The 26115-nt window shown below is 67.7% G+C and carries 23 protein-coding genes and 1 pseudogene; 10 read left to right on the plus strand and 14 right to left on the minus strand.

Translation table 11 applies throughout. The annotated features are described in order from the left end of the window. The first annotated feature begins 32 nt into the window (after positions 1-32). A pseudogene (locus AC3G88_RS09645) lies at positions 33-1018 on the plus strand (tripartite tricarboxylate transporter substrate binding protein). Here AC3G88_RS09645 and AC3G88_RS09650 read toward each other — a convergent pair. From AC3G88_RS09650 to AC3G88_RS09680, 7 genes are all read right to left on the minus strand, one after another. Next, the gene (locus AC3G88_RS09650) at positions 1005-1508 is read right to left on the minus strand and encodes a type II toxin-antitoxin system VapC family toxin (protein ID WP_488772722.1); all 504 of its coding nucleotides are present in this window, start codon (positions 1506-1508) and stop codon (positions 1005-1007) included. The pseudogene AC3G88_RS09645 and the gene AC3G88_RS09650 overlap by 14 nt on opposite strands. Positions 1509-1523: 15 nt before the next feature. Beyond that, complete coding sequence (locus tag AC3G88_RS09655; RefSeq protein WP_488772721.1) at positions 1524-1724, minus strand: hypothetical protein; 201 nt, start codon at positions 1722-1724, stop codon at positions 1524-1526. Positions 1725-2138: 414 nt separating this feature from the next. Then, complete coding sequence (gene treF / locus AC3G88_RS09660; RefSeq protein ID WP_488893360.1) at positions 2139-3971, minus strand: alpha,alpha-trehalase TreF; 1833 nt, start codon at positions 3969-3971, stop codon at positions 2139-2141. Beyond that, positions 3937-4713, minus strand: coding sequence for an SDR family NAD(P)-dependent oxidoreductase (locus AC3G88_RS09665; RefSeq protein WP_488772719.1), 777 nt, complete (start codon positions 4711-4713; stop codon positions 3937-3939). Before AC3G88_RS09665 ends, treF begins: the two co-directional genes overlap by 35 nt. A gap of 147 nt (positions 4714-4860) precedes the next feature. Beyond that, positions 4861-5427: a shikimate kinase gene (locus AC3G88_RS09670; RefSeq protein WP_488772835.1), complete on the minus strand. Its 567-nt coding sequence runs from the start codon at positions 5425-5427 to the stop codon at positions 4861-4863. Between the two features lie 176 nt (positions 5428-5603). Beyond that, complete coding sequence (locus AC3G88_RS09675) at positions 5604-6989, minus strand: aromatic acid/H+ symport family MFS transporter (RefSeq protein WP_488772718.1); 1386 nt, start codon at positions 6987-6989, stop codon at positions 5604-5606. Positions 6990-7324: 335 nt separating this feature from the next. After that, positions 7325-8278, minus strand: coding sequence for a LysR substrate-binding domain-containing protein (locus AC3G88_RS09680; RefSeq protein WP_488772717.1), 954 nt, complete (start codon positions 8276-8278; stop codon positions 7325-7327). Positions 8279-8379: 101 nt separating this feature from the next. Between AC3G88_RS09680 and pcaH the strand changes: the two genes are divergently transcribed. The 4 genes from pcaH (at position 8380) to pcaDC (ending at position 12373) form a co-directional block, all read left to right on the plus strand. Continuing rightward, positions 8380-9093, plus strand: a complete 714-nt coding sequence (gene pcaH / locus AC3G88_RS09685) for a protocatechuate 3,4-dioxygenase subunit beta (RefSeq protein ID WP_488772716.1) — start codon at positions 8380-8382, stop codon at positions 9091-9093. Between the two features lie 4 nt (positions 9094-9097). After that, positions 9098-9667 (plus strand): protocatechuate 3,4-dioxygenase subunit alpha, encoded by a 570-nt coding sequence (pcaG, locus tag AC3G88_RS09690; RefSeq protein WP_488772715.1) that lies wholly within the window; start codon positions 9098-9100, stop codon positions 9665-9667. Positions 9668-9787: 120 nt separating this feature from the next. Next, a complete protein-coding gene (locus AC3G88_RS09695) occupies positions 9788-11182 on the plus strand; it encodes a 3-carboxy-cis,cis-muconate cycloisomerase (protein ID WP_488772714.1) in 1395 nt (464 codons plus the stop codon). A 12-nt stretch (positions 11183-11194) separates the two neighbouring features. Continuing rightward, complete coding sequence (gene pcaDC / locus AC3G88_RS09700; protein ID WP_488772713.1) at positions 11195-12373, plus strand: bifunctional 3-oxoadipate enol-lactonase/4-carboxymuconolactone decarboxylase PcaDC; 1179 nt, start codon at positions 11195-11197, stop codon at positions 12371-12373. 24 nt (positions 12374-12397) lie between these two features. Here pcaDC and AC3G88_RS09705 read toward each other — a convergent pair whose 3' ends face one another. After that, positions 12398-13291 carry a helix-turn-helix domain-containing protein gene (locus tag AC3G88_RS09705; protein WP_488772712.1) on the minus strand — a complete coding sequence of 298 codons (894 nt, stop codon included), beginning with the start codon at positions 13289-13291 and terminating at the stop codon, positions 12398-12400. A 129-nt stretch (positions 13292-13420) separates the two neighbouring features. On the opposite strand from AC3G88_RS09705, the gene pobA reads away from it, so the two are divergent. Together pobA and AC3G88_RS09715 are read left to right on the plus strand one after the other, a co-directional pair. After that, the gene (pobA, locus tag AC3G88_RS09710) at positions 13421-14617 is read left to right on the plus strand and encodes a 4-hydroxybenzoate 3-monooxygenase (protein WP_488772711.1); all 1197 of its coding nucleotides are present in this window, start codon (positions 13421-13423) and stop codon (positions 14615-14617) included. Positions 14618-14746: 129 nt separating this feature from the next. Continuing rightward, the gene (locus tag AC3G88_RS09715) at positions 14747-17428 is read left to right on the plus strand and encodes a tannase/feruloyl esterase family alpha/beta hydrolase (RefSeq protein ID WP_488893361.1); all 2682 of its coding nucleotides are present in this window, start codon (positions 14747-14749) and stop codon (positions 17426-17428) included. Between the two features lie 67 nt (positions 17429-17495). Here AC3G88_RS09715 and AC3G88_RS09720 read toward each other — a convergent pair whose 3' ends face one another. Further along, positions 17496-18443, minus strand: coding sequence for a LysR family transcriptional regulator (locus AC3G88_RS09720; RefSeq protein ID WP_488772709.1), 948 nt, complete (start codon positions 18441-18443; stop codon positions 17496-17498). 125 nt (positions 18444-18568) lie between these two features. Here AC3G88_RS09720 and AC3G88_RS09725 point away from each other — a divergent pair, with 125 nt between their 5' ends. Further along, entirely contained in the window at positions 18569-19696 is a 1128-nt protein-coding gene (locus AC3G88_RS09725; RefSeq protein ID WP_488772708.1) for an alpha/beta fold hydrolase, read from the plus strand. Positions 19697-19808: 112 nt separating this feature from the next. Next, positions 19809-20813, plus strand: a complete 1005-nt coding sequence (locus tag AC3G88_RS09730; RefSeq protein WP_488772707.1) for a tripartite tricarboxylate transporter substrate binding protein — start codon at positions 19809-19811, stop codon at positions 20811-20813. Between the two features lie 192 nt (positions 20814-21005). On the opposite strand, the gene AC3G88_RS09735 is transcribed toward AC3G88_RS09730, so the two are convergent. Next, positions 21006-21257, minus strand: coding sequence for a hypothetical protein (locus tag AC3G88_RS09735; protein WP_092597492.1), 252 nt, complete (start codon positions 21255-21257; stop codon positions 21006-21008). A gap of 418 nt (positions 21258-21675) precedes the next feature. Here AC3G88_RS09735 and AC3G88_RS09740 point away from each other — a divergent pair, with 418 nt between their 5' ends. Further along, positions 21676-22140, plus strand: a complete 465-nt coding sequence (locus AC3G88_RS09740) for a BON domain-containing protein (protein WP_488772706.1) — start codon at positions 21676-21678, stop codon at positions 22138-22140. A gap of 162 nt (positions 22141-22302) precedes the next feature. On the opposite strand, the gene ku is transcribed toward AC3G88_RS09740, so the two are convergent. The 4 genes from ku to AC3G88_RS09760 form a co-directional block, all read right to left on the minus strand. After that, positions 22303-23409, minus strand: a complete 1107-nt coding sequence (gene ku, locus AC3G88_RS09745; RefSeq protein ID WP_488772705.1) for a non-homologous end joining protein Ku — start codon at positions 23407-23409, stop codon at positions 22303-22305. Between the two features lie 6 nt (positions 23410-23415). Beyond that, positions 23416-23583: a hypothetical protein gene (locus tag AC3G88_RS09750; protein ID WP_488772704.1), complete on the minus strand. Its 168-nt coding sequence runs from the start codon at positions 23581-23583 to the stop codon at positions 23416-23418. Between the two features lie 27 nt (positions 23584-23610). Beyond that, complete coding sequence (locus tag AC3G88_RS09755; RefSeq protein WP_488772703.1) at positions 23611-25674, minus strand: hybrid sensor histidine kinase/response regulator; 2064 nt, start codon at positions 25672-25674, stop codon at positions 23611-23613. Positions 25675-25871: 197 nt separating this feature from the next. After that, on the minus strand, positions 25872-26024 hold the full coding sequence (locus tag AC3G88_RS09760; protein ID WP_153949406.1) for a hypothetical protein: 153 nt from the start codon (positions 26022-26024) through the stop codon (positions 25872-25874). Positions 26025-26115: the final 91 nt, after the last annotated feature.

Below are 26115 nucleotides of genomic sequence, written 5' to 3' on the forward strand. Positions count from 1 at the left end.
CCCCGAATTTTCGATCGACAGGAGACAAGACAATGACCAAGCTGCTACTGAGCCGCCGCCAGGTACTGAAGGCGGGTGCCGCCGCGTCGATGGCCGCGGTGATGCCCTCGGTGCTGGCCAAGACCGGCTGGCCCGACAAGTTCATCAAGATGGTGGTGGCATTCCCCGCTGGCGGCCCCACCGATACCGCCGCGCGCATCGTGGCGCAGAAGCTGTCGGAACGGCTCGGGCAGCAGGTCATCATCGAAAACAAGCCCGGTGCCTCGGGGTCGATCGGCACGGCGAGTTTCATCCGCAGCCCGGCCGATGGCTACAACCTGTCGATGTTCGGCATGCCGGCCCTGCTGGCGCCGCTGATGTACAAGACCAACGCCTACGACGTCAAGAAGGACTTCCTGTCCGTGGCCACGGTCTATGTGCTGCCGATGGCCATCGTCATCAACCCGGCCGTGGTGCCGCATGTCGAGACGCTGGCGGACCTGATCCGCTTTGCCAAGGCCAGCAAGACCCCGTTGAGCTATACCAGTTCGGGCACCGGCAGCTTTGGTCACCTGGCCATGGAACAGCTCAAGGACCTGGGCGGCTTCGACGTGCTGCACGTGCCCTACCGTGGCAGCGCCCCGGCCGTGGCCGACCTGCTGGGCGGCCAGGTGGGCATCATGTTTGCCGACGTGGTCGCCGCGTTGCCCCATATCCGCGCCGGCAAGCTCAAGACCATCGCGCTGAGCTCACCCAACGCCCGGGTGCTGCTGCCAGGCGTGAAGACCGTCTCGGAGCAGGGCTTCCCGGGCTTTGATTTCGATTCCTGGGGCCGTTGGACACCCCGCAGCCTATCGTCGATCGCATCGCCAGCGAAACGCGCGACATCCTCGGCAAGGACACGGAATTGCAGCAGAAGCTGGTCAGCGCTGGCGCCATCGCGTCGTTCCAGGACGGCAGGCAGATGCAGGCGCGGCTCAACAAGGACTACGACCGCTGGAGCGCCATCGTCAAGGCAAAGGGCATCAGTGCAAGCTGAGGCGGGTCGCCGCCGGCAGTCGTCCGGCACGTGAATGCGGCAAGCGGGCTGGCATGCGTGGCCCTGGCGGCCCTCTGCCGAAAGGATCGATCAGCCGTACGCCGGTCTGGGCGAAGTCCCGCACATTGCGCGTGACGACGGCCAGCCCGTGAATCATGGCGGTGGCCGCGATCATCTTGTCCAGCGGGTTCTCCGGATGGGGCACCCGCAGGTGGCCCCATAGCTCGACCACGCGGCCGTCCACGCCAAGGATGTTGTGTGCGTAGCGACGTTGGACCGCCAGCAGCCATTCATCGAGCGCCTGGCATTGCTGCCGGTCGCCCCGGAAGCGTTTCAGTTCCACGCCCCGCCGCAGTTCTCCCATGGTCACCACCGACACGAACAGGGCGTGGCCATCGGCCTCGGCATCGTCAAAGAAGGCCCGCACGCCGGGATCGGCCCGGCGCCCCTTGCGGCTTTCGCTGATGACATCGGTATCGATCAGGTACATGTGCCGGCCCTCCCGTCAGTGAATCCGTGCGAAGTCCTGGTCGTCGTACGCGTCGCCAGGCGGAATCGTCTTGAGGAACGCCGCGAACGTCGGCTTGCGGGCGGATCTGGCGCGGCTCGTACGCGATGTGCCGCCGCCGCGTGACGGATCGCCCGCGTCGGGGCCGGCCGTGCCTTCATCGAGACCACCGGCATTGGATTTGTCGTGCTGTTTCATGCTGGACCTCCGTCATGAGTGAATGAACGAGGCGCCATCTTGCATGCGGAAAGGCCCGAAATTTGTGTCCGGATGTGACGGGTGATCGACTGTTGATCCAGCGCAATGTGGTGCCTGGCGCGGGCTCGGAGGCCAAGTCGGCGCCCCAAAAGAAAATACCCCGACGCGCGGGATCGTCGGGGTAGTAAGAGTTGCCAAGTCGTTTGGAGTCGTGTCGAAATGACCCCGCATCAGTGTGACGTTCCCGGCCAGCTACGCCAATAACTCACATGAGTTATTGGCGTATGCGGAACAATCCCTGGGAAACGCCCTATTGCGTCGCGGAATTCTGAACAAAGGAACGAAATTCCGATTGGGAGCCGTGGCATGCCCCGCCAGCCGTTGTTTCATCGCGACCCGCGCCGCGCCAAACCATCATTCGCCGGTGTCCGGCCGGCCCGCCTTGCTGCGTTGCGCCGGGTGCCACGGATACAGTGCCAGTAGGGCGCTGACCACGCCGTTGGTCCAGCCGAAGCCGTCCTGAAGCGGGTACTCGCCCCCGCCGCCGCCCTCGGCGCCCCCGGTGCGGCGTCGCTGCAGCCGGTATTTCTCCACCAGCTTGTATTCCGAGACATAGAGGCTGGCCACCGTCTGGAGCCAGCGGTGCGCAATGTCGTCGGCCAGCGCGTCGCAGCCATAGCGCCGCAGGCCCATGATGCCGATCCACTGCAGCGGCGCCCAGCCGTTGGGCCGGTCCCATTGCTCGCCGGAATCGATCTCCGTGGTGGCCAGGCCGCCTTCCTCGACCAGCCGGGCGGCCACCACGCCGGCCACCTGCGCGGCTTGTTCCTTGGTGGCCAGGCCCAGGAACAGCGGCATCAGGGTGGCTGCGCTCAGGCACGGACGCGGCGTGCCGCGATGCCAGTCGAAGTCGACGAACGCGCCCGTGCCGGCGTCCCACATGATCGTGGCGATGGCCAGCCGGCGACGGTCCGCGGCTTCGCGATAGCGCGTGGCGCGGTCGATGTGGCCGGCGCGCTCGCACAGTTCGCCCAGGCGGCACTCGGTATGCCAGAGCAGGGCGTTCAGGTCGATGGGCAGGATCGCCGTGGTGCGGATGGTGGCCAGGTCGCAGGTTGGCTGACCGCCGGCCGGCGCGGGGTCGCACCAGCGCGAACTGAAGTCCCAGCCCGATTCCGCCGCGGCGCGCAGGTCGCGGAATACCAGGTGCGCGGGCCGGTCGGCGCGCCGGGCCGTGGCCACGTCTTCCAGGTACGCTTCCTCGCGCGGATGGGCGCGGTCGTCCCAGTAACGGTTGAGCAATGCGCCGCCGGGCAGGCGCACCAGGCGCCGGTGGGCGGTGCCGGGGGCCAGGTGGACGGCGCCGTCCATCCAGAACGCATATTCGCGCTCGAGCTGGGGCAGGTAGCGTACCGCCGCATCGACGCCCTGGTCTTCGAACAGGTCGGTCATCAGCGCGAATACGGGGGGCTGCGAACGGCTCAGGTAATACGACCGCGTGCCGTTGGGCACCAGCCCGTAGGTATCCAGCAGGTAGGCGAAGTTGTCGGCCATGGCGCGCAGCAGATCCTGCCGGCCGCTGGCTGACAGGCCGAGCATGGTGAAGTACGAATCCCAGTAGTACAGCTCTCGGAAGCGCCCGCCAGGTACGACATAGGGCTGGGGCAGCGGCAGCAGCGAGCATCGCGGCGGATGTTCGGCCGGTTCGCGTGTGAGGACGGGCCACAGCCCGTCGATGTGCTCGCGCAGCGAATTGTCCGGATCGGACTGGTAGTGATCGTCCGGAACCGTCTCGCGCGCGAAATAGTGGCGCACGAAGGCTTCGAGCGAAAAGTCGGGCGCATCGCGCTCGGCGCGGTAGCGCGACAGGATGGCCTCGGGTGCTTCGAGCGGAATGCAGTCGGGAAAGGTCTTGCTGTCCGCGAACATGCCGCTGGCCTGTACGGCGACGAACAGCTCGGCATAGCGTTCGGCCGGCGACATGGTGTCGGCGTCCGCGCACCCTGGCAGCGTGCACGGCGCGGGGGTGGGCAAATGGGTGATCGCAGGCGCGTGCCCGTGGCAATGCGGCGGCAACGGTGGCTGGCCCGGTCCCGACGCTGCGGCCGTAACAGCCGGCGCAGAAACCGGGGCCGCGGGATGCGGCGCGGCATCCGCCCTAGCGGGCTCGGTTCGCGCGGGAACGTGCGGCGTGCCGCCGGCCGACTCAACGTTATTGTTCCGCATAGTTCCAGAGGAGTCCGCCATCGATCACGAGCGTGGCGCCGGTGATGTAGTCGGCATCGGCGCTTGCCAGGTAGGCCACCAGTCCGGCGACTTCGTCGGGCTGGCCCAGCCGCCCCAGCGGGATGTTGGCCAGCAACGCCTGCAGTTCGGCGCGGTCGGCCATCAGCTTGCGGTTGATGGGCGTCTGGATGGCACCCGGTGCGATGTTGTTGACCGTGATGCCGGCCGGTGCCAGTTCGATGGCCAGGTTGCGCATCATCATGCGCAGGCCGCCCTTGCTGGCGCAGTAGCTCGTGAAATGGGGAAAAGGCAGGTCTTCGTGCACGGAGCTGATGTTGATGACCTTGCCCCCCAGCTTGCGCGCCAGCCGGTGCTTCACGAACTGCTGCGTGAGAAAGAACGGCCCCTTGAGATTGGTATCGAGCACGCGGTCGTAGTCGGCCTCGGTCACCTCGGCAAACGGTGCCCGCACTTCGACGCCGGCGTTGTTGACCAGGATATCGAGGCTGCCGGACGGCGCGACGGCCGCCACCGCCTGGTCGACGATGGCGAAGGCCTGCGCCACATTGCCGATATCGCCCGCCACCACATGGGCGCGGCGGCCTGCGGCGCGCACGCCATCGGCCGTCTCTGCGGACTCGGCGTCGAGCTTGTGCACCGCAACAACGATATCGGCGCCTTCCTGGGCCAGGCGCAACGCGATGGCGCGGCCGATGCCACCCGCGCCACCCGTGACCAGAGCCGTCTTGCCTTGCAGCCGCATGGGGAACCTCCTGCATTCACGGTGGTGTCACCGTCAGAGCCACGCGCCGGGCGCGAAGTTCAAACGTCGCCCCGACATGCTCCGACGTTGCCATGTCCGATGGCGGGCCGCTGTCGGCGCAGTCCGAATCCGGTGTCGGCCGGAGGCTCAATCGTGCGTGGCGGGGTCAGGGGCGGCGGTCTGGCCGCCAGGTTCGGAAGGTTCGCCAGCTTCGGAAGGATCGGCGGGGTCGATCGACAGGCCCAGCTGGGCCAGCACGCTGGCGGCGGCCTGTGCCACGGTGCCCGCATGGGCCGGCATGATCAGGTGGGCGATTTCGCGGTAGAGCGGATCACGCTCGCAGAACAGGGCTTCGAGCCGGGCGCGCGGGTTGTCCACCTGCAGCAACGGGCGGTTGCGGTTGCGTCGCACGCGGCGCCACAGTTCGGGCAGCGCCGCGTCCAGATAGATCACGTGGCCGCGCGCGCGCAGCATTTCGCGGTTTTCGGGCCGCAGCACGATGCCACCGCCGGTGGCCAGCACAATGCCGCTGCGCTGGGTCAGTTCGTCGAGGATGCGGGTTTCACGGCGGCGGAAACCTTCTTCGCCTTCCAGCTCGAAGATGGTGGTGATGCGCACCCCGCAGCGCGATTCGATCTCGTGGTCGGTATCGAAAAACGGACGGCCAAGCCGACGCGCGACGGTTCGCCCGATCGTCGTCTTGCCGGCCCCCATGAAGCCGATGAAAAAGAGGTTGTCTGACGCGGATCGGGGTTCCAAAAGTGTGCGCCGTAGCGTGCCGTCCCATTCTTCGCAACGGTAGCACGTAATGGCGTTTTCGCCATAGCGCAGCCGATTTACGGGACGAAGCGGGATCGGCGCGCTTCGCCTCGCCGTGCTGCCGCCGCCTCTCAGTGCCCGGCCACGGTCTGGCCGGCCGGTTCGCCGCCGTCCACTGCGGCACCCGCCCCGGAGAACTGCTTGACCACCAGTGCCCCTGCGGCGATGAACGCCGGCACCGTCAGCAGCGTGAAGATCGCGTCGAAACCGAGGTGCATGCGCAGCAGTTCGGCGCCCAGCAGCGCACCGGCAATGCCGCCGAAGCGGCCGATGCCGAGCATCCAGGCCACGCCGGTGGCGCGGCCCTGCGTGGGGTAGAAGCTCGCTGCCAGCGTGGGCATCGACGACTGCGCGCCATTCATGGCCGTGCCGGCCAGGAAGATCAGCAGGCCGAGTACGAACTGGTCGCCGCCCGCGCCATGGCCCACCGTGTAGATCAGGACGCCGGTTAGCGCATAGGTGAACGCAATCACCTTGTTCGGGTTGAAGCGGTCCATGAACCAGCCGGCGGCAATCGTGCCGATGCCACCGCCGAGCGGGAACAGCGCGGTCAGCAGCGAGGCGCGCTGCAGCGTGAATCCGGCGTCCTTCATCAGCGTCGGCATCCAGCTGGTCAGCAGGTAGAAGATCACCAGGCCCATGAAGTACGTGAGCCAGAGCATGGCCGATCCCACGCGATAGCGGGGCGCCAGCACCGTGCCCACGGCCGACCTGGCTGCCGGCGCCGCCTCGTGGATCGTGAACACCTGTGCGGCGCCCAGCGCGGCGCCGGTCACGCGTGCCAGCACCTTGCGGATCTGGTCGGCGGGGTACTGGCGCACCACCATGTAGCGGATCGACTCCGGCAGGGCGGCCACCAGCACCACGGCCAGCACCAGCGGCACGATGCCGCCGAAGACCAGCACGCTGTGCCAGCCGAAATGCGGAATGATGGCTGCCGCGAAGAAGCCGCCACCAGCCGACCCCAGCGGGAAGCCGCAGAACATCGTGTTCACCAGGATCGCGCGGCGGCGGGCCGGTGCGTACTCGGACATCAGCGTCACCGCATTGGGCATCGCGGCGCCAAGCCCGACGCCCGTCAGGAATCGCAGCACGGTCAGCCACGTCACAGACGGCGCGAAGGCCGTGGCCAGGCTGCACGCGCCGAAGAAGAACACCGACAGCACCAGCACGCGCTTGCGGCCCACGCGGTCGGCCATCGGGCCGGCGAAGATCGCGCCAAAGGCCAGCCCGAACAGGGCGGCGCTCATGACGGGCCCAAGCGACGATTTTTCAATGCCCCACTCCTGGACAAGGGCCGGGGCGATATAGCCCATGGCCGCCGTATCGAAGCCGTCAATCGCGACGATGAGGAAACATAGAATCAGGATGAGCCACTGATACGCGGAGAAGCGGTGGCTGTCGATCAATGACTGCACGTCGAGCGTGCCAGTCGCGGGGCGCGGGGGCTGGGACATGGGGTCTCCGTTCTTCGGATCGTTTCAGGCCCGATCAGGCGGTCTGTCGGGCGTTTCTTGTTCGCGATTCGCCTTGTTTGTTCTAAAGGCGAACTCATGTTCTCGATAGGAACGGATCATACGCAGCGTTTTTCCAGGCGAAATATCGGCGTTAACCCGCAAGCGGGGTGGCGGCCGACCGGGGCCGAAGCGCGCTGGCCCGCGCGCCCAAAGGGCTGGCGGCGGGATGGAAGGGGTCCCAAGATTTTTTCGGCGCAGGCGGGACGAACGGCAAAAGTGCCGCGCGGGGATCAGGCCGGCGGCTCGATGACGGCTGAACGGCGGCCGGGATTGGCTCAGCCGGGCTGGGCCGCGATGCGCCGGATGGTTTCCGCAAACGCCTCGGCCACCGGGCCCAGCGTGCGGTCGCTTCGGCGTAGCAGGCCGATCGGTTCCTCGGTGCCTTGCGTATCGACCGGCAGCAGCACCATTTCGCCGGCCGCCACCGCCCGGCGCGTGGCCGACAACGGCGCGGCCCACACGCTGTCGCCCTGCTGCGTGAGCAGGCGGCCCAGGTAGGCGTCGGCGGTTTCCAGGCAGCCTTCGGGCAGCGCAAAGCCGTGGCGGGCCAGCAGGCTTTCGGTGCTGTGGCGCGGGATGGAGCCGACGGCCGGCACCACCATCGGCCACGCCACCACGTCGCGCAGGGTCGGGCGCGGCTGGGCCGCCAGCGGGTGTCCGGCACGCACGGCCAGTACCAGCGGCTCTGCCGCCAGCGATTCGAACCACAGGCCTTCCATGGCCGCCGGGTCGTCCATGCGGCCGATCACGACGTCGAGCACGTCGGCCTTGAGTAGGTCGATCAGCGTGCGGTTCATGCCGCTCTGCACGGCCAGCGCCACCTCGGGATGCGTGGTGCGGAACGCGGTCACGGCATCGAGCAGCAGCGCGGGCACGATGCTGGGCAGGGCGCCCACGCGGATGCGCTCGTGGCGCGTGGCGTCGGTGGCTGCGAGGCTGTCGGCGGCGGCGTCGATGTCCTCGATGATCCGCAGCGCATGGCGCAGGAACCGCATGCCGGCCGCCGTCAGGTTGGTGCCGGCCCGCTGGCGCACCAGCAGCCGGGCGCCGACCAGTTCCTCCAGTTCGGTCAGCGTCTTCGACACCGCCGGCTGCGTCAGGCCGAGCTGCTCGCCGGCCCGCCCCAGATGCTGCGCCTGGGCCACGGCTACGAAGCAGTGCAAGTGCCGCAGCCGGATGCGGCTGCGAAAGGCGTCAACGCCGGGGTGGGGTGCGGGAGGGCGTTCCATTATAAAAATTCATCGTAATTACGCCAAATCTCAATTTACATGACTTCTGACGTTGCATACAGTCCATCCCATCGATTCACACCAACAACGGAGACAGCGCGATGCCCCACCGCTCCGATCGCCCCGCCCAGTACCGCCGGCCGTACTGGGACACCCAGCCCGAATACCGTTTCGACCCCTATGCCTCGACGCAGCTGCGCTCGCCGGCCCAGCCGCTGATCGCGCTGCCGCAGTCGCTGTCCGAAGTCACGGGGCCGACGTTCGGTCCCGAGTTCGTCCGCGAGGGCGACAACGACCTGACCGTCGGCAACGGCGGCGAGCCGATTGGCGAGCGCATGCTGGTCACGGGCCGCGTGCTGGACGAAAACGGGCGCCCGGTTCCCAACGCGCTGATCGAGGTCTGGCAGGCCAACGCCGCGGGCCGCTACACGCACAAGCGCGACCAGCACGACGCGCCGCTGGACCCGCACTTTTCCGGCGAAGGCCGCACCATCACCGACGCCAACGGCCAGTACCAGTTCAAGACGATCAAGCCGGGCGCCTACCCCTGGCGTAACCACCACAACGCCTGGCGGCCGCAGCACATCCATTTTTCGCTGTTCGGCAACGCCTACGCCACGCGTCTGGTCACGCAGATGTATTTTCCGGGCGATCCGCTGCTGGCGTACGACCCGATCTTCCAGTGCGTGCCCGACGAGAAGGCGCGCAATCGCCTGATCGCCACGTTCGACTGGGAAACCACGGCACCCGAGTACGCGCTTGGCTACCGTTTCGATATCGTGCTGCGTGGCCGCGATGCCACGCCGATGGAGTAAGGCCATGCTGTACGCCACCGCATCCCAGACCGTAGGTCCGTACCTGCATATCGGCCTGACCGGCCTGAACTGCGCCGACCTGACCGCCGACGCGCCCGACCTGGCCGCGCAACGCATCGTGATCGAAGGCCGTGTGGTCGATGGTCGCGGCGAACCCGTGCCCGACGGCATGGTCGAGATCTGGCAGGCCAACCCTGCCGGCCGTTACCGTCATCCCGAAGATGCCCGCGAACTGCCGCTGGTGCCGGGCTTCACCGGCTTTGGCCGTGTGCCCACCGAGGCCGATGGCTCGTTCCGCTTCACCACGGTCAAGCCCGGCACCGTGCCCGATGGCGATGGGCGTCCGCAGGCGCCGCACATCATGGTGTCGGTCTTCACGCGGGGACTGGTCAAGCATGTGGCCACGCGCATGTACTTTCCCGAGGACACGGCCGCGCACGGCGCCGATGCGGTGCTGTCGCTGGTGCCCGCCGAGCGGCGCGACACGCTGATCGCCAGGGCCGAGGGCCAGAACCGCTACCGCTGGGACGTCGTGCTGCAGGGTCCGGGCGAAACGGTGTTCTTCGATATCTGATACGTCGCCATCGTTGCCCGCCTGGCATGAACGCGGCGCCGGCTCACACCGGTGCCGCGTTTTGCATCACAATCGGCGCATTCCTTGCCGGCAACTCAAACGGTTCGCCCCCAACCGACCATGCCAACGTTTTCCCGCCTGACCGATCCGATGTTCGGCAGCCCCGCCGTGCTCGATATCTTTTCCGACACCGGCACGGTGCGCCGCATGCTGGATGTGGAAGCCGCGCTGGCGCGCGCCGAGGCGCGCTGCGGCGTCATTCCCGAAGCGGCCGCCCAGATCATCGAACAGGTCTGTGCCGGCGACCCGGCCCAGGTCATCGACTTCGACGCGCTTGCGCAGGCCGCCGCCTCGGCTGGCAACCTGGCGATTCCGTTCGTCAAGCAGCTGACCGCCGCCGTGACGCAGCGCGATGCCGAGGCCGGCCGCTACGTGCACTGGGGCGCCACGAGCCAGGACATCATCGATACGGCATTGGTGCTGCAGCTTGCCGACGCCTTGCACGACATCGATGCCGGCCTGCTGGCGCTTGGCGATGCCTGTGCGGCGCAGGCCGCGGCCCATCGCGCCACGTCGATGGTGGCGCGCACCTGGCTGCAGCACGCGCTGCCCACCACGTTTGGCCTGAAGGCCGCCGGCTGGCTCGATGCCTTGCGCCGCGATCTGGCCCGACTCGACCTGGCGCGCACGCATGGGCGGGCGTTGCAGTTCGGCGGCGCGGCCGGCACGCTGGCCAGCCTGGGCGGCGATGCGCCGGCGGTGGCTGCGCAGCTTGCGCAGGGGCTGCAACTCGATCTCCCCGCGCTGCCGTGGCATGCGCACCGCGACCGCATGGTCGAAGTGGCCACCACGCTTGGCATGCTGACCGGCACGCTCGGAAAGATGGCGCGCGATATCTCGCTGCTGATGCAGACCGAAGTGGCCGAGGTGGCGGAACCATCGGGGCCGGGCCGGGGCGGCTCCAGCACGATGCCGCACAAGCGCAACCCGGTGGGCTGCGCGGCGGTGCTGACCGCGGCCGTGCGAATGCCGCCCCTGGTTGCCACGATGCTGGCCGGCATGACGCAGGAGCACGAGCGCGCGCTGGGCGGCTGGCAGGCCGAGTGGGACACGTTGCCGCAGATCGTCACGCTGGCAGCCGGCGCGCTGCGCCAGATGACCGACGTGGTGGCCGGCCTGCAGGTTGACGCTGCCCGCATGCGCCAGAACCTGGATATCACGCATGGCCTGATCCTTGGCGAAGCGGCCATGCTCGAGCTTGGCCGGCGCATCGGCCGGCTGCCCGCCCATCATCTGGTGGAGCAGGCGTCGCGTCGCACCGTGGCCGACGGTACGACGCTGCGCGACGCGCTGGCGCGCACGCTGGCCGACGATCCATCGCACCGGGGCCTGCTCGACGACGCCACGCTCGACCGGCTCAGCGACCCCGCGCAGTACGCGGGCCAATCCACAAGCTTCGCCGATGCCGCCGTGCAAGCCTGGCGGCACGCGCGGGCGCACCGCAACCACGCCTGACTGGAGACGACCTTGCCTTACCTCGATCACGCCGGTGCCCGGCTGTTCTATACCGTAGACGGCCCCGACACCGCGCCCGTCATCATCTTCTCGAACTCGATGGGTACCGACCACACCATGTGGAAGCCGCAGGCCGATGCGCTGGCCGGCCGCTTCCGCGTGGTGCGCCACGACATGCGCGGACACGGCCGATCATCGACCGATGCGTCCGAGGCAACGGTCGACGTGCTGGGTCGCGACGTCCTGGCGATCCTGGACGCACTGCAGGTGGACCAGGCCGTGTTCTGCGGCCTGTCGATCGGTGGCCTGATTGGCCAATGGCTGGCCGTGAATGCCCCCGGGCGGTTCTCGAAAGTCATCGTCGCGAATACGGCGCCGAAGATCGGCACGGCGGACGCGTGGCGCGCGCGCATCGACGGCGTGTTGCGCGACGGCATGGCGCCGCTGGTCGATGCCTCGCTGGGCCGCTGGTTCACCGAGAACTTCCGCAGCACCGCGGGCGGCGCGCTGGACGACCTGCGCGCGGTGCTGCAGGGTCTGGACCCGCGCGGCTACGCGCTGGGCTGCACGGCGCTGCGCGACGCCGACCTGCGCGAGGCCGTGAAGACGATCGCGGTGCCGGTGCTGGTGATTGCCGGCAGCGACGATCCATCGACCACCGCCGCCGAGGGCAGGGCGCTGGCCGATGCCATCCCCGGCGCACGCTATGTCGAGCTGCCGGCCGCGCATCTTTCCAACCGGGAGCAGCCCGGGCGATTCACGGCGGCGTTGCTGGACTTCATCCATGGCCGCTTGCCCGTGACCGATGACCACGCGCGCTACGAGGCAGGGCTGTCGGTGCGCCGCGCGGTGCTGGGCAGCGCCCACGTGGACCGTTCACTGCAGAAGCTGACGCCGCTGAACGAGGAGTTCCAGAACCTGATCACGCGCTATGCGTGGGGCGAGATCTGGACACGCGAAGGCCTGCCGCGCCATACGCGCAGCCTGGTGACCATCGCGATGATGGTGGCGCTGAACCGTTCGGAGGAGCTGAAGCTGCATCTGCGCGCGGCGGCCAACAACGGGGTGACACGCGACGAGATCAAGGAGGTACTGCTGCAGACCGCGATCTACTGCGGCGTGCCGGCCGCCAATTCGGCCTTCCATATGGCCGAGGAAATCTTCGCGGAGGTTGACAAGGCGCGCGCCTGACGCGCGCGGCAGCGGCATCGGGGCTCAGCCCTCCCGCGTGGCGAATGCGGGAAGGCGCGCACGCCCCGATTCGCGGAACGCGGTGGGCGTCTGGCCCGCCAGCCGCGCAAAGAAGCGCGAGAAGTAGCCCGCATCCGAAAACCCCAGCGTCATGGCGATCTGCTTGATATCGAGATCGCTGAACAGCAGGTCGCGCTGGGCTTCCGCCAGCACGCGGGCGTGAATCAGCTGCAGCGCGCTCTGTCCGGCCAGCTGGCGGCAGATGCGGTTGAGCTGGGTCGGCGTGATGCCGATCGTGTCGGCGTAGTACGCCATCTCCTTCTGCTGGCGATAGTCGGTTTCCAGCAGCTGCTGGAACTGCTGGAAATGGCGCGCGGGCCGGCTGCTGGCACGCGTGGCGGCAGGTGCCGATGCCTCGGCAATGCGCGCGATGCCCACCAGTACCAGCGTGAGCAGCGCCGACAGCGCGGCGCCGCGCCAAGGGGCCACCGAGGCCATCTCCATCCTGAACATCGCCAGCGCACTGGCCAGCGGGTGCTTGCGCGCCACGCGCTCGTGGCGCGGATGCTCGAACAGCGGCAGCGTGCCCGGCACGCCGGCCAGCAGCGTGCGCAGGTAGCTGTCGGTCATCGTCACGATGATGCCGTCCACGTCCGGCGAGAACACGAACCCATGCACATGGTGGGGCGGCACGCAGATCAGCGATCCGCTGGCCAGGCGCTCGCGCCGGCCGTCGAGCAGCGCCTCGCCGCTGCCGCTGTGGATGTACAGAATTTGAAGGAATCGCTCGTGCCGGTGGGGTTTGATCTCCCACGCGTAGAGCTGGCTGCGCGACGCGATCGATTCGAAATGGAGCTGGTCCAGCAACGGCTCGGCGGAATTGACGCCGTAGAGCGAGTAGGTGGGGACGGTTCTCATGGGGGCGCGCTGCATGCTTCCGGGAATGTTCGAATTTTCACGTTCTTGGTTCGATCTGTCCATTCCGGCCAGGCACGCGAGGCTCTATCGTTGAGCCCAATAACCACATTCCAGATCAGGAGACACGCCATGGCCCCCAATGGCTCGCCGCATTCCCGTTCCACCCGCGTCGCCATCGTCGGCGCCGGCCCTGCCGGCCTGCTGCTCGGCCAGTTGCTGACCGTGGCCGGCATCGACAATATCGTTATCGAACAGCGCAGCCCCGAGTACGTGCTGGGCCGCATTCGCGCGGGCATTCTCGAATGCGTGACCGTGGAGGCGCTGCGGCGCGCGGGGGTCGATGGGCGCCTGCGCGAGGAAGGATTGGTGCACCACGGCATCGAAGTGTCGTTCGGTGGCGCGCGGCACCGGATCGACTTTCACGCGCTGATTGGCCGCGACGTGACCGTGTACGGCCAGACAGAGGTCACGCGCGATCTGATGGCGGCGCGCCAGGCGGCCGGCGTGCCAACCGTCTACGAGGCGCAGGACGTTGCACTGCACGATTTCGATGGCGGACGCCCGCGCGTGTCGTATCGCAAGGACGGCGTCGAGCACGAGGTGGTCTGCGACTTCATCGCCGGCTGCGACGGGTTCCACGGTGTCAGCCGGGCCAGCGTGCCCGCCCCATCGAAGCGGATCTTCGAACGGGTGTATCCGTTTGGCTGGCTGGGCATCCTTTCGGACACGCCGCCCGTGGCCGACGAGCTGATCTACGCCAGTCACGAACGCGGATTTGCGCTGTGCAGCATGCGCTCGAAGACGCGCAGCCGGTATTACGTGCAGGTGCCGTCGACCGAAAAGCCGCAGGACTGGTCCGACGCACGTTTCTGGGACGAACTGCGCAGCCGGCTGGACCCGCAGGCGGCGGAATCGCTGGTCACGGGGCCGAGCATCGAAAAGAGCATTGCGCCGCTGCGCAGCTTTGTGTGCGAGCCGATGCGTTACGGACAGTTGTTCCTGGCCGGTGACGCCGCGCATATCGTGCCGCCGACCGGTGCCAAGGGCCTGAACCTGGCCGCCAGCGACGTGCTCTACCTGGCTGACGGCTTTATCGCGCACTACCTGCACGATGATTCGCACGAGCTGGATCGCTATTCCGCGAAGTGCCTGGGCCGGGTGTGGAAGGCCGAGCGGTTCTCGTGGTGGATGACATCGCTGCTGCACCGCTTTCCGGATGCCGACGACTTTGCACACCGCATCCACCAGGCCGAGCTTGAGTATCTGGTCAGCTCCGAGGCTGCATGCCGGTCACTGGCGGAAAACTATGTCGGGTTGCCACGCTGAAGGGGCGTATCCATATGCAGAGAATATGAATAGATAGGTTGGCATATATTTTACGTGGCATCACCCCGGTGATACCGTCTCGCTCCAGCATGCCGGCACAAGTACCGGCTGTACTGGAGGAGACGAACGATGACAACCGGATACATGGGCAGCCACCCTGCGTTGCGGCTGGCCGCTGCATTGTCAGTGGCACTGCTGGTGTCCGCCTGCGGCGGCGGCGAGGATGCCCCCGCCACGGCCAGCCCAGGCAACACGGGCAACACCGGGGCCGGCAGTGATGCGGGACCGGCACCGACCGCGCCGGCGCTCAGTGCGCTGGAGGCCTGCAACGCGCTCAATGGCGCGAGCCTGCCGGCGTCGAGCCTGGCCTTGGCTTCGGGCGGCGCCATCGTCAGCAAGGCCACGCTGATCGCGGCCGATGCCCCCGGCAACACGCTGGGCGAGTACTGCCAGGTGCGCGGCGCGATTGCCCCGGTCGATGCGTCGGCGTCCAGCATTCAGTTCGCCGTCAATCTGCCCACGCAGTGGAATGGCAAAGGCATCCAGTTCGGTGGTGGCGGTTTTGACGGCACGCTGATCGACGGCACCGAGACCGTGCGCTTTGCCTTGCCCGGCGACCCCGCACCGCTGTCGCGTGGCTACGCCACGTGGGGCGACGACTCGGGTCACCAGAGTTCCAGCATCACCGATGGCCGCTTTGCCACCAATGACGAGCAACTGGCCAACTATGGCGGCGACACGCTCAAGAAGACGCACGATGTGGCGATCGCGCTGATCACGCAACGCTATGGCAAGGCGCCGGTGCGCGCGTATTTCCTCGGCACCTCGACGGGCGGCCGCGATGCGCTGCGCTATATCCAGCGATGGCCGGCGGACTACGCCGGCGTGATCGCCAACGAGCCCGCGCTCAACTACACGGGTACGCGGCTGTCGAACGTGGCCGTGGGCCGGGCGCTGTACCTCAATGGCGGTGCAGGCTGGCTCAATATCAACAAGACGCTGATGGTGCAGAAGGCGGCCATGGACGCGTGCGACACGCTCGACGGCGTGGCCGACAAGGTCGTCAGTAACGTGGAGGGCTGCCGCGTCGGCGCCATGCAGGTGCTGGCCAGCCTGCGTTGCGCGGGGGGCGCCGATACCGGCGACACCTGCCTGTCCGATGCGCAGATCGCCACGGTCAAGACCATCGAGCAGCCGCTGCAGCTCGGCTATCCGCTGGCCAATGGCGTGACGGTTGCCGGCGGCTACAACCTCATGGAAGGCGCGCTGGTGGCGGGGCCATTCACCACGCGCGACCTCGGTACGCGTGCGGTGCCCGGCAATCCGGCCACCACGGCAGACGCCAACATGTACGTGACCGGCGACCAGTGGGTGAAATACTTCGTCACCCGCAACGCCACGTTCGACGCGCTGACCTTCGATCCGGCCAGCCCGGGCAGCTGGACGTCGCGCGTGCAGGCCGTGTCGGCGCTGACCGACGCCACGAATCCCGACCTGTCAGCCTTTCTGGCCAGGGGTGGCCGCCTGATCATGCTGCACGGTCTGGCCGACGAAGTCATCAGCCCCAATTCCACCATCGCGTGGTACAAGGCCGTCATTTCGCAGGTGGGGCAGGCGGCGGTGGACCAGGGCATCCGGTTCTATACCGTGCCCGGCATGGGCCACGGTACGGGCAGCTTCCTGCCGGCGTGGAATTCGCTGACCGCACTCGAAAACTGGGTCGAGATGGGCGCGGCGCCGGGCACCCGTGAAGTGATGGACACCAACGTGGGCACCTACGGCCGCACCCGGCCGCTGTGCCAGTATCCGTCGTGGCCCAGGTACAAGGGCACCGGCAGCGCGGACGCCGCCGTCAACTACACGTGCGAAGGGGCTTCGGGCATCGTGCAGTCCTGTCTGAACCTGCCGTCGGTGGCCACCACCTGGAAGGGCGGCAACACCAATGGCGAGGAACTGTCGGTCCGCATCGACCCCGCCACGCTCAAGTACACCGTGACGATCGATGCCAGCGCCCAGCGTGCGGCCAGCACCGTGCTGAGCGGACAGCTCGTCTCGCTGGGTGGCTGCACGTACGCCAGCGATGAAAACGGCGCGCAGTTCTCGTTGACCGGCGGCGGTGTGCTGGCGGGCGGCGTCAAGCCGGTATCGGGGGGCGGGTTCCTGCCGCTGGTGGCGTTCCAGAACGTCTCTGCCGACTACAAGGCGGTGGCCGATATCTACAACGTCAACGGCATCCAGACCGCCGTCGCCGACGGATCGGTCACGGTGCGCAACGGCTCGGCGCGGCTGCGGTCGTCGGCGGCCACCTGGCAGACGTGCGCGGCCACGGCCAGCGGCGGCTATATCGTCTATGACGCCGCGTGTACGAACACGACCAAGGGCTACATCGTCTGGAACGCTGCCCGCAACGCGTTCGATTACTTCGTGGGCGGCACCATCGCGGCCGGTGATGGCGTGCTGAGCGGGTCGCTGATCAGCGGCATGGTCAATGGGGCGCCGGTACCGGTGGTCCTGACGCGCTCGGCCACGGCGTACGGCATGAACATTTACGCGCAGCAATCGACGGCCGGCCTGGCGGCCGGCGCCGCCGATGGCGCCTATCGCGTGATGGCCACCACAGGCGAGCAGGTCAATGCCGACCTGAACGGCACGCGCATCGTGCGTAACGGGGCGTCGGGCACGCTGGCCTATAACAGTCCGGTGCCGGGCGTGATCGGTGCAACGGGTGGGGTGGTCGCGTCCTACCTGTACAACAGCGGCCTGCTGATCGGCACGGCCGCCGGGCGCTTCGAGGTTGGGCTGCTGCACTGACGCCCGCCGCGTTGCCAGGGGATCGCCCCCGTGCTCGCGGGAGCGTTGCGGCGATCCCGGCTGGCAGCTATTCGTCTTCCTGCGCTGTCTTGCGGTGGCGTGTGGCGATGCGGTGGGTCAGCGCCACCAGTGCCGTCAGCGCGGCGTCATCCTGGCCCTCGCGGTAGCCGAGCGTCAGCGGTGCGCGCAGCCGGTCGGCCTCGACCATCCGGCAGTAGGCCACGCCGTGACGGTTCAGGCCGGCCATCGATGCCGGTACCACACTCACGCCGGCGCCGGCCGCGACGAGATTCAGGTTGGTCAGCATCCGTTCGACTTCGGCGCCGATGCGTGGCGTGAAGCCAAGCGCCTCGCATTCGCGCAGCAGGTCGCCGTACATGCCCGGCGCGCCCGGTCGCCGTACCAGGATGAACGGGTCGGATGCCAGCTCGCTCAGCGACACAGGCGCCCCAGCGTTCTGGCCGCGCAAGGCACGGCGCCGCAGCAGGGCGTGATCGAGCGGCAAGGCAATCACCATTTCCTCTTCCAGCAGCAGGTCGAAGCGCACGCCCTCGGGATGCGATACCGGTGCGCGCAGCAGGGCGGCGTTCAGCGTGCCGTCGGCCAGCCGTTCGATCGCTTCCGCGGCGTTGCATTCGGTCAGGGACAGCGCCACGCGCGGAAAGTGCCGGCGGCAGGCGCGCAGTACCTCGGGCGTGAGCTTGTGGGCGGCGGCGGAACTGGTGAAGCCGATGGCCAGCGCCCCTTCGTCGCCCCGCGCCATGCGCTGCATGCGTGCGCGCATCTGCTCGACCCGGGCGAACAGGTCCACCGCATCGGCATGCAGCGCCGTGCCGGCAGGCGTGAGCGCCACGCCGCGCGGCAGCCGTTCGAACAGGGTCACGCCAAGTTCGGCTTCCAGTGCCTTGAGTTGCTGCGAAAGCGGAGGTTGCTGAATGCCAAGCTGTTCGGCGGCGCGCGTGACGGACCGGGTTTCCGCCACGGCCAGGAAGTAACGCAGGTGTCTCAGTTCCATGGATCTATATCCAGAACATATGGAATTCTTGTGAGGCATATATTTTACGTGCGGCCGGCGTGGCCGTAGTATTGGCGTTTCGCCCGATGCGCGCGGGCGGCCAGAACATCAAAGGAGACAGCTTCATGCGCCGCATTACGCAATATTTGGCCGTCACCGCCTTGGTCGCGGCGGTCTCGGTGCTGGCCGGTTGTGCCGGCCAGACCGGCACAACGGCTGCCATGGCTGCCACACCCGGCGCGCCCGGCGCACCGGCAGTCAAGCCCCAGTGGCAGCGCGTGCACCTGGGCAATGGGGCCGGCTATGACTTCCCGGTCTATGCCAATCACGCGCTGAACGGCGACCTGCGCGGTATCCGCGAAGTGGTGTTCGTCCAGCATGGCTTGCAGCGCAATGGCGACGACTACTACGACGCGGGCGCGGCCTTGTTGAAGGCCAGCGGCCGGAACCCCGACGAGGTGCTGCTGGTGGCGCCCAATTTCCCGGGCACGCCCGACGCCGCCAAGCATTTCGACAACATGCCGGTGTGGACGGTGCAGGGCTGGATCGGCGGCGAAGACGCGGTGTCCGGCCCCGGCGCCGGCGTCAGTTCTCTGCAGGTGATCGACGATCTGCTGGCCTACGTCACCGACAGGCAGCGCCTGCCGATGGTGCGCAAGGTCACCGTGGCCGGCCATTCGGGCGGGGCGCAGATCGTGCATCGGTACGCCGTGCTGAACAACGTGGACGAGACGGTGCGGGCGTCCGGCATCGACCTGCGCTACGTGGTGGCCAATCCGTCGTCCTATCTGTACTTCACGCCGGACCGTCCGGTGGCGCCGGATTACCGCCGCTTCGCGCCATACAGCACCAGTACCTGTGCCGATTACGACAAATACCGCTATGGCATGCGCGACATGGTGGCTTACGCGCGCGGCGCCGATGGCATGACGCTCTATCGGCGCTACATGCAGCGCCAGGTCACCTACATGGTGGGCAGCGAAGACAACGATCCGAACCATCGGGTTCTGGACAAGGCTTGCGGCGCCGAAGCCGAAGGTCCCACGCGCCTGCAGCGGGCACGCGCTTACTGGCGCTATGAGCAGGTGCTGGCCACGCCGGGGCAGCCCAGCGCGCACCGGTCGTTCGAGGTGGTGGGCGTGGGGCATGACCAGGCCCGCATGTTCGGTTCGCAGTGCGGCGCGCAGGCGGTCTTCGGCATGGACCCCGCCGCCAACCGCAACGGGGCGGCCTGTCGCGCCCCGCAGCAATGAGATGACGGGCGCCTGGACACGTTGATATCCGTCCGGCGGGTTTGCCCGGGCGGCAGACGTTGGCGCGCGGTGCTACGATGCCGCAGTTTTCCCGACACATGCCGCCGCCTTCATGTCAGTTCGTGCTCGCCGGCGCGTCATTGCGGCATTGCTGGCCATGCCGTTCGCGCGTCCCTGGCGGCCTGCCGCCGCTGCCCCGTTTCCGTCTGAGGCTCCGCCCCTGCATCTATTGGTGGGCTATGCCGCCGGTGGCGGCGCGGACCATGTCGCGCGCATCGTGGCGGACGGTCTTGGCGCCGACGGCGAACCCACGGTCGTCGACAATCGACCGGGTGCCTCTGGCCAGATTGCGATGCATGAAGCCGCACGCGCCGGCGCCGACCGCCAGACACTGCTACTTGGCACGGTCGGCTCGGTCAGCATCGGGCCGCTGCTGGCCAGCAGCCCCGAGGCGCCGGCGCGCCAGCTGCATCCGCTGGCGATCGTTGCCAGCACGCCCCACGTGCTGCTGATGGCGGGCGACGGCACGCGCTCGCAGCCGGAACAGGCTCGCGCCACGCTGCAACGCCTGCTCGACGATGCCCGGCAACGTCCCGGGGACATCGCCTATGCCTCGCTTGGCATGCACTCCAGCGCCCATCTGGTGGGTGAACTGATGTGCCGGCAGGCCGGCGTCTTCATGGCCCATGTTCCGTATCCCGGCAGCGCGCGTGCGCTGGTGGACTTGCAGGGCGGGCACGTGGCAGTGCTCGTCAGTACCTTGCAGGCCGCGTTGCCATTGATGCGGCAAGGCCGCGTGCGTGCCCTGGCGGTGACGGGCCGGGCGCGTAGTCCGTTGGCGCCGGCGGTGCCGACATTCGCCGAAGCGGGCATTGCCGGCATGCAGCAAGACGCCTGGTATGGCGTGCTGGCGTCCCCTGGCGTGCCAGAGGTACGCCGCATCGCGTTGTCCGCGCGACTGGCCCGGCTCCTGCGCGAGCCATCGCTGCGGCAGCGCCTGGCGCAGGACGGCGCCGAGCCGCTGAGCCTGACCGGCCGGCAGGCCATCGACTATCTCGAACAGCAGCGTGAAGTGTGGCGGCAGGCGTTGGCGGTGGTGTCGGGCCGGCTGGGCTGAGCAGGGGATTGCAAGCCGGAGCAAATAAGCAAGATACGCCTGCCCGACTAGAACGAAAGACGCCGGAACATCCATGGCGGATGTTCCGGCGCGGGGTCCCGCTTCCATGAGGCCGCGTCCTGACTTCAGACGTGGTGTGACAACCGTGGAGATGTCACTGCGGGGCCCGGAAAGGAGAGGAAGTCGGCAGGATTACTGCTGACGGTTCTTCTGCTGCTGGGAGCCTTGCTGCGATCCCTGCTGGCTGCCTGTGCCGCTTTGCTGCTGGTGCTGGCCGGAGCTCTTGTCCTGGTTGCCCATCTGACCACCACCTTGCTGGCGTTGCTGATCCTGGCTACCTTGCTGCTGGTTGCCGCGCTGGCCGCCTTGCTGCTCCTGCTGCCTTTGTCCCGATTGGGATTGGCCACCTTGCTGTCCGGATTGGCTACCTTGCTGCTGTCCCATTGCTGTCTCCAAGTCCAAGTCGCGGCGGGCTGCCGCATTGGATAGCGCAGCAATCCGCGTGCCAAACGCCAAAGTCGGGGGTATGGCATCTGGCAGACATGCAGGTAACCCATGCGAGACATGCGCTTTGCCCCGATTTACAACGCATGCATGCTTTTCACGCGGGAAGGGCCGCAGGGCATGCGAGCCTGCCTGCCGACGTGGGCGCATGCTCTCGGGCATCGGCCTGCCGTACGGACCTCGGCACACCACGTGTCGTCCTTGAAGGGCTTTGGAACGCTATTTGCAGCGTCATGGGCAAGCTGCCGGTGACCGTGCAAGCCGTACAGGCCATACAAGCCGTACGCGCGCCAGGCGCGCTGCCCATGGTTCCGGCAATCATCCATCTGCGAATCCAACGCAAACAAGGAGAGCGCCCATGAAAATCGTACCCAAGCTTCGCATTGCCCTGACGGTTGCCGCGCTGGCTGCCGCCGGCGGCGCCCACGCACTCGACAATGGCGGCTTCATGAAGATTGCCGACAAGAGCACGACCAGCGGATCGGCAATGCACCCGGCCCCTGCCAACAATGCGGCGGGCACGTCCGGCCGTACCGACGGTGACCGCACGACCGGGGCTACCACTGAATCCAGGACGGATGCTGGCGCGGACAATGCCAAGCAGGCCGTGACGGACGGGGCCCTCACAACCAAGATCAAGACCAAGCTGCTGGCGACCAAGGATCTGAAGTCCACCGGCATCCACGTCAAGACCAAGGATCGGGTGGTGGACCTGAGCGGTTCGGTGCCGAGCGCCGAACAGAAGCAGATGGCCGTGGACACGGTGAAGTCGGTGGAAGGGGTGGATTCCGTGAAGGACAACCTGAAGGTGTCATCACGCTGAGGCAGGAAGGTGTTGCCGTCCGAGATTGGTAGTAACGGTTGATGATGCGCGGCGACCCAGGTCGCCACTGCGCTGAGCCGCGACTCTCCCACGTGTCGCGGCTCTTTTTCGTGTGCGTCGGGCGGGGGGCGTGGGGGCGACCTGCATCACGGACGCCCGGGCTCAGGCGGCCTTGCGGGCGGTGGTGCGGGCGGTGGTGCGTGCGGTGGCCTTGACTGTTTTCTTCGCGGTCGCTTTGCGCGCGGGGGCTTTCTTTGCGGTGCTCGCGGCGGTCCGGGCGTTGCGCTTGGCGGTGGCAGACGCGGTGGCAGACGACTTCGGCGAGGCCTTCGTGCCTGCTGGCCGCCCGGTGGTGCCCGGTTTGCGGTTGCCCGCCGCACCGCGTCGGACGGTTTTCTTGCGCGCTGTGGTGGCTGCTTCCGCGGGCTCGCCATCGTTGGCTGACGTCTCTCCAGCGGCTGCGCCACGCTTGTCCCGTTGTCCCAGGCTCTGCTTGAGCAGCGCCATCATGTCGATCACCTTGGCACCCTTGCGCGCGGGCGCGGTGGCCTCGTCGGCGGCAGGCGTCAGCAGATGCGTCTTGCCGGCCTTGACCCGGGCGTGAATGCGGGCCAGCAAGTCCTCGCGATAGGTGTCGTGGTATTGCTCGGGGTGGAAGTCCTCGCTCATGTCTTCCACGAGCCTGGTGGCCATCTGTACCTCGCGGGCGCTGGCGGCGTGCTTCTTGCCGCCGGGCAGGCTCAGGTCGGCCACCGGCACCACTTCGTCGGCGAAGCGCATCGTGTTGAGGACCAGCGCCTTGCCGGCGACCAGCAACGCCGCCAGATGCTGGCGGTTGCGCAGCACCACCAGCGCCAGGGCGGCGCGTCCGGTCTTGCGCATGGTTTCGTGCAGCAGTGCATAGCCGCGTTCGCCGCGCTTGTCCGGCTCCAGGTAGTAAGGGGTGTCGAAGAAATAGGGCGGAATCGCGGCGGCGTCCACGAAGCTGACGATATCCACGGTCTGGGTGGCTTCCACGTTGGCCTGCCGGAAGTCCTCGTCAGTCAGGACGACGTACTCGTCCTTTTCGTACTCGTAGCCCTTGACGATATCGTCGCGCTCCACCGGCTTGCCGGTGTGCTTGTTGATGCGCTGATACCCCACCGGCGCCATGTCGCGCTTGTCCAGCAAGTCGAGATCGAGCGACTGCGTGCGTGACGCAGGCTTGACCGATATGGGGATGTTCACCAGCCCGAAGCTGATGGCGCCTTTCCAGATTGCGCGCGACATGGTCGGTCAGCCGATCACGCCGCGCGGGGCCGCCAGGCCCGCGCGCTGCGGCGGTGGTGGGGGCAGGTCGCCGGGAGGCGGATCGTTGACCGGTTCCGGCGTCGTGTCAGGCGGCTCCGGCGGCGGCGTTTCCGGCTTCGGTGGTGTGATATCCGGTTCGGGTGTGATATGCATTGCGTTCCTTGTGCGGGCGCTTGCTCCTCAGGCGTCCAGTTCCTCGAGCAGGCGCGTCAGTGCGTTGAGATCCGCTGGCTTCACCAGATGCATGTCGAAGCCGGCGGCGCGGGTACGGCGCCGGTCGTCGGGCTGGCCGAATCCGGTCAGCGCCACCAGCCGGGCATTGCGCAGTTCGGGAATCTCGCGCAGCCGCCGGGCGGTTTCGAAGCCGTCCATGGTCGGCATGCCCAGATCCAGCAGGACGACGTCCGGTCGCACGCTGGCGGCGCACGCGATGGCGCTCTGGCCATCGGGCGCGGTCACCACGGTGTGCCCCAGCGTCTCCAGTGTCATCGTCATGGCCTCCAGGGCGTCGATGTTGTCATCCACGAGCATGATCGTGTGCGCGGCCGTGGAGGCCACGCGGGTCTTGCCGCTCGTCGGATGCCAGGTCTGCCAGGGCTCCACTGGCAGTTCGACGATGAAGGTACTGCCAAGGTTCCGGCCCGGGCTTTCGGCGCTGATGCGTCCGCCGTGCAGGGTCACCAGTTTCTGGACCAGCGTCAGGCCGATGCCGGCGCCTTCACGCGCGGCAAAGGCATCGGGGTCCGTGATGCCCGCCTGCGGGTCTTCGGCCTGGGCCTGCTGCGATGGCTGAGCGGGCTGCTGCGCCGCGCGTTCGGCAGCCAGCCGGTCATCGTGTTCGCCGGCGCCGTGTGCGTCCGCGTCGCCGCCGCCCGCTGCAGGCGCCAGCGGGTCAAAGAGTTGCCGCTGCATGTCTGTCGACAGCCCGTTGCCGTTGTCGCGCACGCGCACCACGACCTTGCCATCGGAGGCCGTGGCCTCGACGGCGATCTGGCCGCCTTCGGGCGTGAACTTGGCCGCGTTGTGCAGCAGGTTGGCAAAGATCTGCGTGAGCCGCACCATATCGCCCCGCACCGGCAGCGGCTGCTCCGGCAGCGCCAGGCGCAGCGTGTGGCGGCGCGATTCCAGCAGCGGCCGCACGGTTTCCACCGCCGTGTTCAGGGCGCCGCGCAGTTCCACCAGGTCGCGGCGCAGGGTGATCTTGCCCTGGTTGAAGCGAGACACATCGAGCAGTTCGTCCACCAGGCGGGTGAGGTGATGCAGCTGGCGGCTGATGATGTCGCGCGCGCGGAACATGTCTTCGCGGCTTGGCGAAAACTGCTGAAGCAGGTCCACGGCGCTGCGCATCGGCGCCAGCGGATTGCGCAGTTCGTGCGCCAGCATGGCCAGGAATTCGTCCTTGCGGCGCTCTTCGTTATGCAGGGTGCGCTCGGCGCGGTTGTGGCGCGTAACGTCCTGGCAGATGCCGGCCACGCGCAGGCATCGCCCATCGGCGCCGCGTACCGGGAACGCCCGCATATGCACTTCGCGGATCTCGCCGTTCGGGCGTTCGAGCTGGAATTCCGAATCCAGGCGGCCGTCGCGCAGCATGCTCTGCCATTCGGCTTCCAGGCGCGCGCGATCGTCCGATGTCACCCACTTCAGCCAGCAGGTGGGATCGTGCTTGACCGAATCGGCCGGGCGGCCCCACAAGGCCTCGAAGGAGGGACTCATGAACAGGAAGCGGTTGGCCGCGGGATCGATGATCCAGACCACATCGGCGAAGGCCTCGGCCAGTTGGCGGAACAGGTCTTCGTTCTCGTGCAGCGCCTGCGAGGTGCGCCGGTAGGCGTCCTCGGCGCCCCGCATGCGCAGCAGCGCGTTGATGTTCGACACCAGTTCCTCGGGCTCCACCGGTTCCACCAGAAAACTGTCCGCGCCGCCGTCCAGCGCCTGCACGCGGCGATGCGAGTCCGTCACGCCGGGCGAGGTCAGCAGCACCATGGTCCGGGCAGTCTGCGGATCGCTCTTGATCAGGCGGCAGACGTCCAGGCCATCGATGTCGGAAAGCGGGCCCGCCAGCAGCACCAAGTCTGGCGCGTGCTGACGAACCAGCGACAGCGCGGCCTGGCCGTCGGATGCCTCTAGCACGGCGAAGTCCGCGCGGTTCAGGATACGGCTCTTGACGTAGCGCGGCCCCTCGCGGCCCTCGACATTGAGGACGAGCGGTCGACGCGTCGGGTGGTGGGCAGGCGTGGCATTCATGGCTGACGGGCGGCAGACAACGCCGCTTTGGCTTTGATCATGGCAAAGTCGGGCGAGCGCAGGGCACCAACCGGCGCGACGCGGCCCGAAGCGGCGTCCCGAGGTGGCGCCGACCTATCCTGAATTGTAGTTTTTACCTTCATTCCGCCCATATCGATTGTATTTATGACATTGGTGCGTTGCGCGGCCGGCAAACGTCAGCCGCCCGGGGCGTAGACGTGCAGCCGCATACCTGCGGCGCGTGCGTCCGCCGGGGAAGCCAGCAGATAAGCCAGTGCGAGCATCAGCACGCCGATCAGGGCGCGCTGCCAGAATTCGCTCGAGTACCAGGGATCGGGGTCTTGTTTCATCGTTTCCAGTCCAACCGGGGCGGCGACAGGCCCGGGTTCTGGGTGCAGTGTGGCAAGAACCGTGCCGCACATGGCGCGATGGCTGACAGAC

This window comes from Cupriavidus sp. 86D6 (genome assembly GCF_057815095.1).